The organism is Carboxylicivirga sp. M1479 (assembly GCF_007097485.1).
Lineage (GTDB): Bacteria > Bacteroidota > Bacteroidia > Bacteroidales > Marinilabiliaceae > Carboxylicivirga.
The window spans coordinates 243,326-258,486 of sequence record NZ_VKDE01000004.1 but is presented as its reverse complement, the minus strand read 5'-3'; the positions used below and the strand labels follow the sequence as shown (position 1 = coordinate 258,486).

9 protein-coding genes are annotated in these 15,161 nt (G+C 38.8%); 4 read left to right on the top strand and 5 right to left on the bottom strand.

Translation table 11 applies throughout. From position 1 onward, the window contains the following. Window positions 1-58 precede the first annotated feature (58 nt). The 3 genes from FNN09_RS04520 to FNN09_RS04510 all read right to left on the bottom strand — a co-directional run bounded on the left by FNN09_RS04520 (window position 59) and on the right by FNN09_RS04510 (window position 6,741). Window positions 59-667 (bottom strand): DNRLRE domain-containing protein, encoded by a 609-nt coding sequence (locus FNN09_RS04520; protein ID WP_143300292.1) that lies wholly within the window; start codon window positions 665-667, stop codon window positions 59-61. A 317-nt stretch (window positions 668-984) separates the two neighbouring features. Further along, window positions 985-2,541: a DUF4955 domain-containing protein gene (locus FNN09_RS04515; RefSeq protein WP_143300291.1), complete on the bottom strand. Its 1,557-nt coding sequence runs from the start codon at window positions 2,539-2,541 to the stop codon at window positions 985-987. A gap of 123 nt (window positions 2,542-2,664) precedes the next feature. Beyond that, complete coding sequence (locus FNN09_RS04510) at window positions 2,665-6,741, bottom strand: hybrid sensor histidine kinase/response regulator transcription factor (protein WP_185968868.1); 4,077 nt, start codon at window positions 6,739-6,741, stop codon at window positions 2,665-2,667. A 316-nt stretch (window positions 6,742-7,057) separates the two neighbouring features. Here FNN09_RS04510 and FNN09_RS04505 point away from each other — a divergent pair, with 316 nt between their 5' ends. From FNN09_RS04505 to FNN09_RS04495, 3 genes are all read left to right on the top strand, one after another. Then, the gene (locus FNN09_RS04505; RefSeq protein ID WP_143300289.1) at window positions 7,058-8,287 is read left to right on the top strand and encodes a glycoside hydrolase family 88 protein; all 1,230 of its coding nucleotides are present in this window, start codon (window positions 7,058-7,060) and stop codon (window positions 8,285-8,287) included. A 9-nt stretch (window positions 8,288-8,296) separates the two neighbouring features. Continuing rightward, window positions 8,297-9,841: a sulfatase gene (locus FNN09_RS04500; RefSeq protein WP_143300288.1), complete on the top strand. Its 1,545-nt coding sequence runs from the start codon at window positions 8,297-8,299 to the stop codon at window positions 9,839-9,841. 67 nt (window positions 9,842-9,908) lie between these two features. Next, window positions 9,909-10,532 carry a carbohydrate-binding family 9-like protein gene (locus tag FNN09_RS04495; protein WP_143300287.1) on the top strand — a complete coding sequence of 208 codons (624 nt, stop codon included), beginning with the start codon at window positions 9,909-9,911 and terminating at the stop codon, window positions 10,530-10,532. Between the two features lie 151 nt (window positions 10,533-10,683). Here FNN09_RS04495 and FNN09_RS04490 read toward each other — a convergent pair whose 3' ends face one another. Together FNN09_RS04490 and FNN09_RS04485 are read right to left on the bottom strand one after the other, a co-directional pair. Continuing rightward, window positions 10,684-11,517 carry a DUF1961 family protein gene (locus tag FNN09_RS04490; RefSeq protein ID WP_143300286.1) on the bottom strand — a complete coding sequence of 278 codons (834 nt, stop codon included), beginning with the start codon at window positions 11,515-11,517 and terminating at the stop codon, window positions 10,684-10,686. Further along, on the bottom strand, window positions 11,510-13,339 hold the full coding sequence (locus FNN09_RS04485) for a hypothetical protein (protein ID WP_143300285.1): 1,830 nt from the start codon (window positions 13,337-13,339) through the stop codon (window positions 11,510-11,512). Before FNN09_RS04485 ends, FNN09_RS04490 begins: the two co-directional genes overlap by 8 nt. A 244-nt stretch (window positions 13,340-13,583) precedes the next feature. Here FNN09_RS04485 and FNN09_RS04480 point away from each other — a divergent pair, with 244 nt between their 5' ends. Beyond that, window positions 13,584-15,161 carry a chondroitinase-B domain-containing protein gene (locus tag FNN09_RS04480; RefSeq protein ID WP_143300284.1) on the top strand — a complete coding sequence of 526 codons (1,578 nt, stop codon included), beginning with the start codon at window positions 13,584-13,586 and terminating at the stop codon, window positions 15,159-15,161.

The following is a 15,161-nucleotide window of genomic DNA, read 5'->3' as shown; positions in this document are numbered from 1 at the left end:
AATAAAAAAAGGCCTACCCTTGCGGATAAGCCTTAAATTCGATGGTTTGTATACTGATTTACTTAAACTTCAAATACGCATCGCGCTTGGCTGGCATGCCATTACTCCAAGTTCGTTCTTTTGATACAATCTCAATACTGGTGCGGTTAAAATCATCATTGGCTAATACCAGTGTTAACTTTCCTTTCTTACTCGCTTTCATTAGGTCCATCACTTTTTCCTTCGGCAAGGAAATCGTCATCCACTGGTTATCTTCATTGGCCTCCAAAGTTTGAGTAGCTAACAACTCTCCCTTTTCGGGTTGAGAATTAAAAGTAATGCTCGACTCACTCCACTTGTTATTGTCGCATCCGTAAACATTCAGGGCAAACTGTGTGGCATCATCCTTTTTACTGCGGTAAACTCTTACACATATATTCAAATCAACGCTTTCGAAGCTTTCCACTTTTTTAAGATTAAACTGCAAAAAAGCCGTACGTGCATACTTGGTATCTTCCTTAGAGTTCATTACACGCAAACGTCCATCAGTAGTAGTGCCCATAGCTTCGTCAGCTGATTCTCCTCCCTGAACAAAAGCATCTTGCCATACCTTAACTTTTACTGGCTTATTGGCATAAACACCAGCACTAACGAATAATAAGAGCGTGAATATTGTTAATAACCTCATGATATTATCTTTTATATGTTAATAATGTTGTACTAATTAATTTGGCGCTTCGCCCAAACCCGACTTACTTTTTGTTCTTGATGACAAAAACTAAGGAAAAAACATCAAGGCTGCACCTGCTTCGCTCAAAAAAGCTACACTTGATTGACTGAAATTGATTAAACTCGCTCTTTTTCGTTCCTTCAAAAGGCTCAAACAATAATCAATTTTTAAACGTCAGATCAACCTTGTTTTTTGGCTCACCAGCTGAGGCCATTCAAAATCCAAGTTTTACATACATTCAAGCAAAACGCTTAGGTGCCATTGATACTTAACTATTATTTTTTGATATCAATTAACCACTGTGGCAGCTTACCTAAGCGCAGTTCCAACTGTGCTTCGTAAAGCGATTCAGGATTGACTGGCGTTCCTAAAGATTCCAACACCTTAATCTGATCTTCTTTAAAAGTTGTTCCGGCACCATGAAACCCGACCACAATTGGGGGGATAATTTTCCAAAACCACGTCTTAGATGACCAGAATTCAAAATCGGTTTCAGGCTCGCCTAACTCTTTGTAGTTCCATAAAATAAGATGCTCAAGATGATTGGGTAAGTTATGACGCGCACCGCCTCCACGACCAAGGAAGAATCCACCTTCCACACAGTCGAATAAACTAGCGCGTGGCTGAGAAGCATGGGTTTCAAAACTAGTATCTTCATTGTACTTAACTCGCCAAAATACTGACCCTATGGATGCTCCTGAAACACCCGGTGCATGCCATTGTGATGATTGATCATCTAAAATACCGACCAATACACGTGTTGAACTGGATGAGCTAACCGAATTATGACCTGGGGTACCGGTCACTAAACAATTTAAAACCGACACATTGGACGATAAGCTAACACTTACCACACGGTTAACATCATCGAAACGACAATTACGAATCCAACTATTAGCCAAGCGCGAAAACTTCAATAACGAGTATCCGCCATCGTGAATGTAATCTTTATGGTGAACAAAATCGTCTTGCCAGTTTCCAATAAACGCCAAATCTTCAACACCTACTTCTTCGTAGTGCGCATAACTTAATATGTTCCACTCATGCTTTGCATTAACATGTCGCATCAAAGGCTCTTTCAAAACCAGTTTTTTACCTTTCACTGATTTCACCTGGTGGTATTCATTAACATACACACCTTTATTTAGCAATGAGGTCCATGCCTTATCAACGTGGCATCCACACATTTCATGCTCTATAAGGTCAGGTGCATTATTTTTTACACGCACAACAACCCAATCTCCTGCTTTAATCTTAGATGCATCATTCACCTTTAGTTCAAAACTACCACGATGAGCGCTTTGCGTTACCTCGGCCAATACTTTTTCAGCTCCACCGCCGGTAAACTGAAACATATAAGGGCATGTCCAAAGTTTTTTAGGGTCTTTTGCCGGCAAGTAGTTTTTCATGTAAAGCTCAGTCCCATCCGGTCCAGACCCACTACCCTTAAATACAATGTTATTTCCTTTAATAACAATTGGTTTTTGATCATCATCATCTTCGTTAACCAAAAATCGACCTTTGGGAAAGAAAACGATGCCGGAACCATTTTTAACAGCGGCCGCCACTGTTTTTCGAATGGCTTCTTTATCTGACTTGCCATCATTGGGCACTGCACCATAATCACTCACGTTAAAAACCTGGTGCGTAACATCAGGAATACCTTTTTCGCCATGGTGATATCCGGCATAAGAAAAATCGGGTAACTCTGCTACTTTATTACTTGTTTGTGCAGCTTTAAATTCGTTCCAAAGTGCACTCTCTTGTCCATTTACAACCGAGGTCAGAGCCAATACCCCAGCAGCCAACAAGTATTTTTTAATATTCTTCATAAATTGATTTGTACTGATTTACGCTTGCAAAATGCATATAAACCATCAATTGGAATGTACATATTGTACACATGTCGTTCAATATAATACATTCGGTAACTTTTCTATTTTTTCACCTGCTGATTAAACGTCTTCTTCAGAAGGATCAGCACTCTCCGTAAAGTCAGCATTTTCGGCACCTGAGCTATTGCTTGCGGTATATTTAGACGGCGTTACTCCAAAGTGTTCGCGAAAACATCTACTAAAATAACGTGGTGTACCAAATCCTACAGCATAAGCAATTTCCGACACGTTCATTTCTGGGTTTGACAGCAATAACTCAGCTGACTTCTTCAAGCGTATTGACAAGATAAAATCATTGGGTGTTTGCCCGGTTATTCCTTTTATCTTGGAGTAAAGACGTGTACGTCCTAAACTTAATGCCTTGGCAAAATCATTAACATCAAATTCGGTATCGTCAATGTGCTCTTCAATAATAGACTGTGCTTTTTCCAATAACTTTTGATCAATCGAATTATGTGCTAACTCTTTCACTTCTGCCTTGGGATCCTGCTTAAACTTCTGCTTAACAATGGTTCTGTTCTGAAGCAAGTTTTTAACACGTGCCCGCAACAGCTTCACATTAAATGGTTTGGTTATATAGTCATCGGCACCAGTTTCAACTCCTTCTATCTTGTATTCCATGGCAGTACGAGCTGTCAACAAAACAATAGGAATATGGCAGGTTTGAACATTACGCTTTAATTTGGCACACATCTGCGTTCCTGACATGTTAGGCATCATTACATCTGATATGATTAAATCAGGCTCTTCTTCTAATGCTTTATTTAAGCCCACACTGCCATCTTCGGCCTCAATAACCTTGTAGCGCGATGCAAATATATCGTGCAACAAAGCCCTTGCCTCTGTGTTATCCTCAACCAACAACAGTTTGGGAGCATTTTCGGCGGCACCAGGCAACTCCTCATCCTCTTCAAGCATTTTTGTATCCAATACCTGAGGTTGCTCAATTACCAATTGAGGTTTCTCTAGTACCAACTCATCTTCGGTATAGTGTTTATTGCCTTTCTTTAAGCGAACGGTAAATGAAGTTCCTTCGCCCTCAGCACTATCAACTAAAACCTCTCCCTGATGCTCTTTTATAATACCTTTACACAAAGACAAACCAATACCACTGCCCTGTCCACTTGTTTTGCCCGACACTTTATCAATTTGATAGAAGCGATCAAAAATCTTATCAACACCTTCGGGTGGCATGCCTGGACCATTATCCGATATAACAACATCAATAAAAGCAGGCTGTTCAATGACTTCTACAATGACCTTGCCTTTCAACTCATCAACTACTTTAAAAGCATTGGATATAAGGTTGTAAAATACTTTTTCCATTTGCTGCCCATCAAACCAAAGAGCTAGTGATGGCGGTGGTGTTTTAAAGTCGTACTCAACCTGATGGTAATGCGCATACTCAACAAAAGATTGGAAAATCTCATCGAGAAAGCCTGCCACCTTATATTCCGAGACCTTAAGCTTTAAGTAGCCCTGCTCCATCTTTCTAAAGTCCAGAAGTTCGGTAATCAGGTTATTTAAACGAACGGCATTGTTGTTAATAGTCAATAACTTTTTATAATTACGCGCCGATGTTTTGGTATCTTCCAGTATAGCTTCCAGCGTACCGGTAATAAGCGTCAGAGGCGTTCTGAACTCATGCGATATATTGGTGAAAAAGCGAAGTTTTGATTGGTTCATCTCTTTGATTTGCTCCTTCTCTCGTTTTTCTCCTTTCAGGCTATCCTCCAAACGTACACGACTTAAATATATTTGATTGAGCCAAAGGATGATACCAATCATCACCAGTACATAAAAAACATAGGCATACCACGTTTGGTAATAAGGTGGATTAACAATGATTTCTAAGCTCTTACTATCTACCACACTGTCGTCAACACTATTGAGCACTCTCACTTTTAAAGTATACGTTCCCGGATCGAGGTTCGTATAGGTAACAGAGGTTTGGTTGTCTGCCTTTACCCAATCTTTATTAAAATTCTCCAACTGATATTCGTAGCGACTTTGGTTGGTGGATATATAATTACAAGCAGCATAATCAATTGTGAACACATCTTGCTCAGGCTCCAACTCTATTCTATCAGTAAAAACTAAATCGTGCTTTAATATGCGTGTTTCATCATTTGGCTTAACCTCCTTATTATTGACATACAAGCTTGTAAACAACACACTAAAATCACTCGATTTCTTTAATAAATCCTCTTCCTTAAATGATACCAAACCATTGATACCTCCAACAAACACTTCCCCGTCGCTGGTTAAGTACAAGGATCCATCATTCAGCTCCTCAATGGGAAAGCCATTGCTGGACTCATAGCTATAAAACCTATTTTTCTCAATTTCGAAGCGTACTAAACCCTTACTGGTGGCTACCCACAGGTTACCATAGCGCGACTCCTGAATCCCATAGACAAAATCGCTTGGTAACTGATTGGACAAGCGTGAATAGTTCACAAAATGATCTTCAGCCCGGATGTACTGATTCAGCCCTCCTCCTAAGGTACCAACCCACAACCTGAATTGATGATCCTCAAAAATACAATTGATGGTATTAGCACTTAGTGAATTGGGCTCACCATTGTTAACGTAACGCTTCAGCTTCTTCGTTTTGGCATCATATACACACAGACCATTCCGTTCTGTTCCTATCCATAGTTTACCGAAACTATCTTCAAACAAACAGAAAATAACATCTCCAATAAGTGCATTGGCTTCTTTATCGGTAATAAATGGCTCAAAGGTTTGTTCGACTGCATCATACTTAACAATTCCATCATGTGTACCTAGTAGATAATAATTATCGTAAGGGATAATGGAATTTACAACATTAGATGGCAATGAGGTACTATCCTCTGGGTTATGCACGTAGTTAATAAACTTGCCGGTTTTAATATCTAAACGGTTAAGTCCTCCCAGGTGCATTCCAATTAAAAGGTGCTCATTTTCAATCATACACAAAGACTTCACATTATTATGTGACAAGCCTTGCTTACCTTCAATTCGTAAATAATGCTTAAACAGGTTCTTATCCCTATCCAAGTAGTCCAGGCCGCCTCCCTCGGTGCCAATCCACAAATTGTTATCCCCATCTTCCAGCATTTTACCAACCACATGGTAGTTGACACCTTGAGGATGATTGGGCCGTGCAGAAAAATGCCTGTAGACATGAAAATCAGGATTGTAATAACTAATCCCTCCAAAATAAGTTCCTACCCACATGGTTCCTTGTTGGTCGTGCAATATGGAGTAAACACTATTATGCGATAAAGCATCATGCTGTTCGTCTGATTGTTGGTAGTTTTCAAGTTCCAATGATCGACCATCGATTATGCTTAAACCAAGAAAGGTGCCGACCCAAATATTACCTTTCGAATCCTCACCAATAGCACGTATGATGTTATTAACAAGGCTATTAGGGTGATTATCATTCTTAAAATGCTTGATAACATCATGTTGACGGTTGAGCAAAACAACACCTTCGTGCTCGGTACCCACCCATATTCGTTTCTGTGAGTCGGTATAAACCGTATTAACTTTCTCACTCCATATTTCGGTCGTTACCTGGCTATTGGCATTATATTTATACAAGCCAACATCACTACAGATCCATAACATGCCGGCGTTATCGGTTTTCAAGGCACGTATAGCACAGTTGTTTGCAAAAACATCACCTTTTAGTACAAAGGCTTTATTGTCGGGATTAAGCTCAAATAATCCCCGGCTTGTACCTAATAATAGTCGACCTTTATAGGGTAATAAGGATAAAGCACCATCAAAAGGAAATTGCTCAAACTCCAGTGTTTTGGTATTTAAGCGTGACACACCATTATTGGTAGCAGCCCAAATGTATTTACCATCTAACTTTAATGCTCTAATATTATGTCCAAGAATAGAGGTTTTATCTCCTTGTACTGGTCTGAATGTTTTAACCCGATTACCATCATAAACATTTAAACCATCCCGTGTTCCAATCCAAATTCGTCCACTCTCATCTTGCATTAATGAAGTAACAGAAACTTGAGATATGCCATCCTTTAATCCTAAATACTCAAATGCAACATTTTGAGCAGACACAAGGCCGCAGACACTAATTATCAAACACCATATTAACCACCTTTTCTTTATCATCATCCCACTAAGATTGTACATTCCTATTAAAAAAACATAGCTTTAATTACAACAAGAATTCGCTATTACAAAGGAACAGGCTCCCTCAAAAATAAAACTCCAAAATAATTCATAATAATGACATAATTGTACGCACAAAGGGTCTTTTTAGCATTCTTCTGCACTGATAATCAAATGTTAATATGCAAAATGAACGATTGTAGACAAAATTAGACTCTTAAGCAGGTGTTTTTTAAGCCCTTAGGTTCCTTATTTTTGTATTAATCCCTTTGGGGAAATTTCAATTTAGACATACAGATAGACGATAAAATAATTAACGATGAAAACCTCATTTATTAAAAATCTAGGAGTCATTATCAGCATCGCTTCATTGTGCAGTTGTAATATTAATAATAGCACTGACAGAACGATTGATGATAACTTAGACTTTGCCTGCGAACAAACCAGTTTATTATTAAACGATGCTGAAAAGGCTCAGAAAATACCACGAACAATAACCGCCGATGGCCATATGCACTGGACCAGAGAAGGCTTTGACTGGACGGAAGGCTTTTTTCCGGGTACTTGCTGGTATTTATTTGAATACTCGAATAACGCAAAATGGAAAAAAGCCGCGGACCATTTCCAGGAAAAATATGAATCGCATCGTTTACTACCTTTTTACCACGATTTGGGCTTTGTTTTTAATTGCTCCTATGGTCATGCCTACCGACTAACGGGTGAGGAAGCTTATAAGCAAGTACTTATTGATGCGGGCAACACGCTTATCACTCGTTTTAACCCGCAGGTGGGATGTATTCGCTCATGGGATGTTGATAAAGGGTGGCAATCGAAGAGAGGATGGCAATACCCGGTTATTATCGACAACATGATGAACCTGGAAATGCTTTTTGAGCTTTCGAATATAACAGGCGAGCGAAAATATGCCGATGTGGCTATTTCACATGCCAATGTGACTATGAAAAATCACTTTAGAGAAGACATAAGCTCGTACCATGTAATTGATTACGATAGCATAACTGGTGAGGTGAGAAATAAACACACGGCTCAGGGATTTGCGCATGAATCGGAGTGGGCACGAGGACAGGCTTGGGGCCTTTATGGATACACGATCTGCTACCGATACACCAAAGATCCAAAATATTTGCAGCTGGCCGAGAAAATTGCTGATTACATTATGCAACACCCGGCATTGCCTGCCGATCACATACCGTATTGGGATTACGATGCTCCGAAAGTACCAAATGAACCTCGTGATGCATCTGCAGCAGCCATTACAGCCTCGGCGCTTATTGAACTTAATACCTACTCACAAAAGGATTACATGACAGAAGCCACCACGATTATCAACAGCCTGTCGTCGGACAATTATTTGGCTAAAAAGGGTAAAAACCATCATTTCATACTTAAACACAGTGTCGGCAGTATCCCACATAATAACGAAATTGATGTTCCGCTTAATTATGCCGATTATTACTATGTGGAAGCCTTAATGCGATTAAGAAAAAATGATGACTTATTTTCGCAACACCTTGCAGAATCGAAATAAATTAGCACAATGAAACAATACCAACTCATACTAAATGCCATTATTCTTGTAATGGCATTTACTGCATGTGGCAATAGCCCCAAGAAAGTCGAAAAAAAGCCTAACCTGGTATACGTTTTTCCAGATCAAATGCGCAAGCAAGCTATGAACTTCTGGAACGATCCAGAATTTAAGGGCGCTATACGCACAGAGGCCGATCCGGTTAAAACACCTCAATTGGATAAATTTGCCAAGGAATCTTTAGTATTAACCAATGCTGTTAGTAATTGTCCATTATGCAGCCCTCACCGTGGCAGTTTGTTTACTGGCTTATATCCTGGTTCGTCGGGCGTTCCTTTAAACTGTAATGCCGATCGCCCGGTAAGCTCATTGCGCGAAGATGCCATGTGCATTAGTGATGTATTAAGTTCTGAAGGTTATAATCTGGCCTACTTTGGCAAGTGGCACCTTGATTTCCCGACACCTAATGACCCTGTTAACCCAGGTAACTATGTTGATCCTCGCCGACCGGCCTGGGATACGTATTCACCCAAAGAAAAACGCCATGGTTTTGACTATTGGTACTCTTATGGCACCTGGGACGTACATAAAGATCCACATTACTACGATACAGATGGTAGGCGTTTTGATCCGAAAGAGTGGTCGCCTAAACATGAAGCCGATATGGTAATCTCCTACCTTAAAAATGACCATGGCCAGCGTGATACGGATAAACCATTTGCCCTATTCGTTTCAATGAATCCTCCGCACAACCCTTACAACTCATTGGATGACTGTTTGGTTGAGGACTATAACCTTTATAAGGAAATTCCGATTAATGAACTCTTGCACCGTAAAAATGCGGACACTGAAATGGAAAAAGCACAATCTGCACCATTTTACTTTGCCAATGTAACGGGGGTTGATCGTGAGTTCGGGCGCATTGTAGAACAGCTTAAAGCCATGGGTGAGTATGACAATACCATTGTAGTATTCTCGGCAGATCATGGAGAAACAATGACCAGTCAGGGTGTTAAAGATGCCAAAAACAATATTTTCACCGAAGCTTTTGAGGTACCTTTCTTAATCAGATGGCCACAAATGGCCTTAGCACGTATCGACAACTTATTACTAGGCACTCCAGACATAATGCCAACCATTTTAGGCTTAATGGGTTTTGAAGATAAAATACCCACTGAAGTGCAAGGTAATAACTATAGCAAGGCTTTTAATAACGAACAAGGCGCACTACGTCCATCAGCTGCACTGTACATTAAAAACGTTAACGGTAATAAAAACGAAGATGGCCTGGTAACAGACTATTTTCCTATCGCACGTGGCATTAAAACGCATCAATACACTCTGGAATTGACAATAAATAGAGATTATCAACTTAAAGGCACTCGTTTATACAACGATGATGTTGACCCATACCAACTTAATAATTTGAGTGTTGATAAAAACGACCCAATTGTTGAGCATTTATTGGCTGAATTAGCATCTGAACTAAAGAGAAGCAATGACCCTTGGTATCAAAATAAAGTGCTTGCCGATTGGATTAACTATAAAAAATAGACAAATTCACAGCACATTTAAAATGTTAATCCATCAAGAAGTCATTTATTAATTACCACATCATATTATGAAAAAGCTTGAAGTAGCAAAAGTTCAACACTTAGACAAAGGAGACATACTGTTTCCGAAGGCAACAAATCCTATTAGTCATGATAACTGGAATTATCCTGTAAAAATGGATGTAAAGTTTAGCATTGCCTACGACGATAACAACCTTTATTTGCGTTACGAAGTCATGGAAGATCATCCTAAAGCGCAAAGTACCGTTGTAAATGGACCGGTTTGGGAAGATTCGTGTGTTGAGTTTTTTATTGCTTTTGATAACAAAGGCTATTTCAACCTAGAGTTTAATTGTATTGGTAATAAACTTGTTGGATATGGCACTAGCAATAGCGATCGAAAATGGCTTAATGATGATTTGGTTAAAACAATTACCACCAAACCTAGTTTAGGTACAAATTGCATCGACATAGCCAATACACCAACAAAATGGAGCATGGATATTATTATCCCCAAAGCTATTTTTGGAGAACACAAATCACTGCTTACCAAAGGTCAAGTATTTAATGTGAACTTCTACAAATGTGGGGATAAGCAAAAAGAACCACATTTCCTATCGTGGAATGCGATTGAAAATGAGACACCAAATTTCCATTTACCGGCATTTTTTGGTTCTATGAAACTAATCTAGCACACAACAATCACAGCGATATAGTGCGTTATACGCTTGTTAAATTAACAATAAACGTATGACGCATTTTTTTATTTCCATAATAGCCCAAGCGAATCAATTTTAGAATACATCAGGTGCTTAATTAATTTTTTGAAAACTCTCAGACTCCTCAGTTTTCTATTATCTCATATACTTTTATGTTATCGTACAAACCAATGGCCGGCACCATTAATCGAAAAGCAAAGTAGCCCCCTTTCAACAGCTTAGTTTCATCGGTTTCGACGTATTCAAAAGCTTTTTCTCCATTAATTTGCCAAATAACTGTGTTTTTGTACTTCACCACACGCATATGATGAGTGGCTTTAATGTCTTGCAAGGTCAAGTCCTTTCCTTTCATCAGCACCTGCTTTTCAGGGCTTTTGCGTAAGTGAGTTGTTCCTCTTTCCGGTGCAAAAAAGCTTATACGATAGCCTGACATATCACTCTTGGTATATTGAGCTGCTAAACCATTTCGAGGCTTTAGTTCAGAACTAAAAACAGACTCCCCTTTTAAACCCATATGGCTAAACATAAGCATGTGCAAGGGGTAATCACTTAAATTCTGAAAATCAAATTCCAGAATATAATTATCGGGCGTTGGCATCTTGTTCCAGAAAACAATATGTCCGCCAACAAAATTACCGTCTAAATAATAGCTTTCAACAAGCTGCTTATGATCGTTTTTAACCAACTCCTCAACAAAATTGTAATACCCTACTCCATTATTGGCATCCATGCCGATTTGAGAAAGAAATACAGCCGTTTCTTTGGCATACTTGCTTTGAAGCAAAAGTTGACCAACTACGAGATCAGCTAATCCTGGCCCTTCCATTTGCCAATCGCCCAAAGTCTCTGAGCTGTCAAACGTTTCGGTGTACAATAGCTTTGTTACATATGACTGTTGCGCCACAATCACCGCACTCAACAACAAGGTGTTGAATAAAATTAATAGGCGTTTATTCATTGTCTTTTAGTTTCAGTATTTCGTAAAGACAAAAAGCATCCCAAGCTCCATTTTTAACAGCAATTTGTTCGCTTATAATATGAGACACAATAAGGTCGTAAACTTCGGGTCTATAGGCAGCATACCATATAAAACCATCGTATGAAATTGGTGTGGCAAATCGTTTCATTTTGGCACTCCCGTTCATGCGTTCCGAAAACCTACCATTTCCATCCGCAACTTTCTCAACCAAAGTATTGGCCATTGCTTTAATTATTTTTTCATCAAAACCATACCTGCCGCTAGCATAAAAAAGCTGAAAATCACGTGAGTCAAAAGAACCATGCATAAAATCTTCTACCTGTTCTTTATCCGGATTTTTCTCTTGTGCTGCCTGACTATAAGGATATTTCACATACTGTCCTGCATCACCAAAGTAAGTCATATCTTTTATCAGGTAGTTGACCATGGCCTGATTAACCTTATCCATTTGCGCTACTTTCTCGGGATATAGCTTCAATTTTTCAAGCGCTTCAATTAACGGAATACTGCCTGTTAACACCGGAAATACACGATTATAGATATATACTTTTCCATGCCACGCTGTGCGCATTAATGTTTCAGGATATCTAATTAAATAATCATCACCCACAAACACATCGTAAGTATAATCAATGGTTTTTAAAGCCTCATCAATAAGTCGAAGAGCTACTTCATAATAGGTTTCTCCATTAATTTTATCTTGCCAAACAGATGGGTTATTAGCAATCATGCGAATTGGAACCGTAATACTTGGCAGGCCAGCAAATGTAGATGCGCCAGGAACCAATCCAACTGTACCATCATCATATACCTCTACCTCTTTATAATTTGGCCATAATGGAGCTGGCGTGCGGGAGTAACTAATCGGATATTTGCCAAAATTATCGTTTCGATAACGAATCGCGCATTTGGCTACATCAACGGCTTTGTCAAGCAATGCTTTATCTTCTTTTTTACCATACACCCATTCCATCATGTAACTATTCATTCGTTTCCTGAAATAGTAATTCATGTAATTGTGTGTTGGCAGCTGATAGGCTAATAAGTACTTGTGCATCCCATCAAGTTCAGCATCACTTAACGTTCTGCTACTCTTGTCATAAACCAGCTGTTTAGCTGCAGGCTCATCCCAATCATATTTACTTACAGCCGTGCTTTCATATTTAAGCAATGGGTGTAACTCAGCCTCATCAAACTCAGGCATTCGTTCTTTCCCAATTTGTGATTGCGCTACAAAATAAGCTTGATCCTTACCTTTTACGGGTGTGTATACAAACTTAACACCTGTAACTGCCTCCTTCTTCTTGCTTATTTTTCCACCCCAGGTTTTAATTGGCGTTTCGGCAGCCCAAGTAAAACCATTGTTGTTTTTCTGTATGTGTACCTTAACACTAATATCCTCCGCAAAACGATTTAACACATAATATGGCGCTTTTTCAAGGCCGCCGTAACCGGCATAAATACGCAAATCTTTCTTATTGTTTTGAATGATAAAAGAGCATCCATCAACTATAAAGCCGGCATCAGCCACACAGCTTCGACTTTCAGTTTGAGATTTAGAAACCTTGGTCACTTTAAAGATAAAAGACAACTGTTGCCCTTCTTTAATTTTTATGCCTGCCAATTTATTTTTAACCGTACTTTTTGCTTTACTACCAGCAATTGGTAATTGATACCCCATTTCATTATTAATTGGTTCCAAAGGCAGCTTTAATGTCACATTCTGCGCACCTGCCAGCGACACTAATAATAAGCTTAGTAAGCCAAATAAGGTAATCGTCTTCAGTTGTATTGTTTTCATATAAAAATGGATGCTAAATAATTAAAACTTTAAAAGCATAAAGTTGATATAAACCAACAACTAACAGGTATAGAATTGTATCATTTGAATACACCAAACATACAAAAGCAATTAAAAAAAAGCGATATTAACCTTAGTTCGATTGGATAGATACAGAAGTACTATTGTTTCCAAAAGATGAACGAAATTAGCCATTCTAAAATACCTGTTAAGTTACTTTTGCATTTCAACAAATTCATTCCCAATGGTCAGATCACACATATCATTTTTAATAGTTGGAATTATCAGCTTATTACTAAGTATCGGATTTCAAACACAAGCCACGAATAAAAAGGTCAACTCGGTAGAAACACTTGAAAAAGCAACAAATGATCTGCTGCCAGGCGACACGTTATTATTAGCAGATGGTGTGTACATGGATGTACAGTTAATTTTAAACAACTCAGGAAAGGAAAATAAACCCATTGTTGTGCTTGCCCAAAATCGAGGGAAGGTTTTTTTTAGTGGAGATGTAAAAGTAGAAATACGAGGTGCTTATATTGTTTTAGATGGTATTTATTTCACCAATGGCAATAGAAACCAAGAAGAATGGAGTACCCATGGCCCTGGTTTAGTAGCCATTTACGGCAGTCATAACCGAATAACTCAATGTGCCTTTCATGCTTTCGACCAAGCCAATTCGGCTTATATAACTACCTCATTAACCGAAGATGGTCAAGTACCTCAATATTGCCGCATTGATCACTGCTCTTTTACCGAAAAAATTACTTTCGATCAGGTAATTAATCTAAACAACGTGGCAAAAAAGGATATAAAGAAAGGGACAAAAGGGATACCAATGTACCACCGCATTGATCATTGCTATTTTTCAAATCCTAAAAAACCCGGTAATGCCGGAGGGGGTATTCGAGTTGGTTATTGGCGCAGTGATTATGGTCGTTGCTTAGTTGATCACAACCTCTTTGAGAGACAAGATTCAGAGCCAGAAATTATCACGAGTAAATCCATGGAAAACGTGTATTTTAACAATACCTATAAAAACTGCGCAGGCACCATGAACTTCAGGCATGGCGATAAACAAGTGGCCATAAATAATTTCTTTATTGGAACTGATACGATGCATGAGTACGGAGGAATGTTTGTATGGGGAAGTAATCATATTATTGCCAATAATTACTTTAGTCTTCCAACTACGCTTAAGTCGAGGGGTAATGCAGCCTTGTTTCTTAACTGTGGTGCTGTTGCCGACGAGCATGCCTTAGCTTTCGACATTAAAATACTCAATAATTATTTTGATCGCAATAATGGCTATACCATTAACTTAAGTGCATTACACGAACGCAGGATAGAATATTGTGCCAAGAAAGGAGTGAAATTTGAACTACCTAGAGATTTATTAATTGCAAATAATTTGTTTGTTTCTGATACTAATAACATGTTTCCCTTATTTTATAGACTCAACAAAAGAGGACGTAATATCGCCTGGCAACACAACATCGCAATAAATAGTCACAATGAGTTCAAAATTAAGACAGGTATACGCTTTGATAAAGCTTTAATAGATGATGATTGGCAAGAGACATATGCTGGGCATTTTGATAAAAATAAGATTGATTATACAGATGTTTTATATAATATTGATGGGATTGATCTGGATATTCCTGCCCTTGTTTCGATGGGCTTACAAGGTAAGCCTTTAAGCTATGAACAGGTGGGCCCAAGTTGGTTAACAGACGCACCGGGCACCTATGCTAAAACAGGCAAACTATCTAAAACACTTCAAAAGAAATTTAAGGAAGTGATTAATAAACGCAAAAAGTAA

Bases quoted from the DNA above. Each gene is read 5' to 3' on its own strand.
- FNN09_RS04520 (WP_143300292.1), bottom strand. From the start codon at position 667: ATGAGGTTATTAACAATATTCACGCTCTTATTATTCGTTAGTGCTGGT.
- FNN09_RS04515 (WP_143300291.1), bottom strand. From the start codon at position 2,541: ATGAAGAATATTAAAAAATACTTGTTGGCTGCTGGGGTATTGGCTCTG.
- FNN09_RS04510 (WP_185968868.1), bottom strand. From the start codon at position 6,741: ATGATGATAAAGAAAAGGTGGTTAATATGGTGTTTGATAATTAGTGTC.
- FNN09_RS04505 (WP_143300289.1), top strand. From the start codon at position 7,058: ATGAAAACCTCATTTATTAAAAATCTAGGAGTCATTATCAGCATCGCT.
- FNN09_RS04500 (WP_143300288.1), top strand. From the start codon at position 8,297: ATGAAACAATACCAACTCATACTAAATGCCATTATTCTTGTAATGGCA.
- FNN09_RS04495 (WP_143300287.1), top strand. From the start codon at position 9,909: ATGAAAAAGCTTGAAGTAGCAAAAGTTCAACACTTAGACAAAGGAGAC.
- FNN09_RS04490 (WP_143300286.1), bottom strand. From the start codon at position 11,517: ATGAATAAACGCCTATTAATTTTATTCAACACCTTGTTGTTGAGTGCG.
- FNN09_RS04485 (WP_143300285.1), bottom strand. From the start codon at position 13,339: ATGAAAACAATACAACTGAAGACGATTACCTTATTTGGCTTACTAAGC.
- FNN09_RS04480 (WP_143300284.1), top strand. From the start codon at position 13,584: ATGGTCAGATCACACATATCATTTTTAATAGTTGGAATTATCAGCTTA.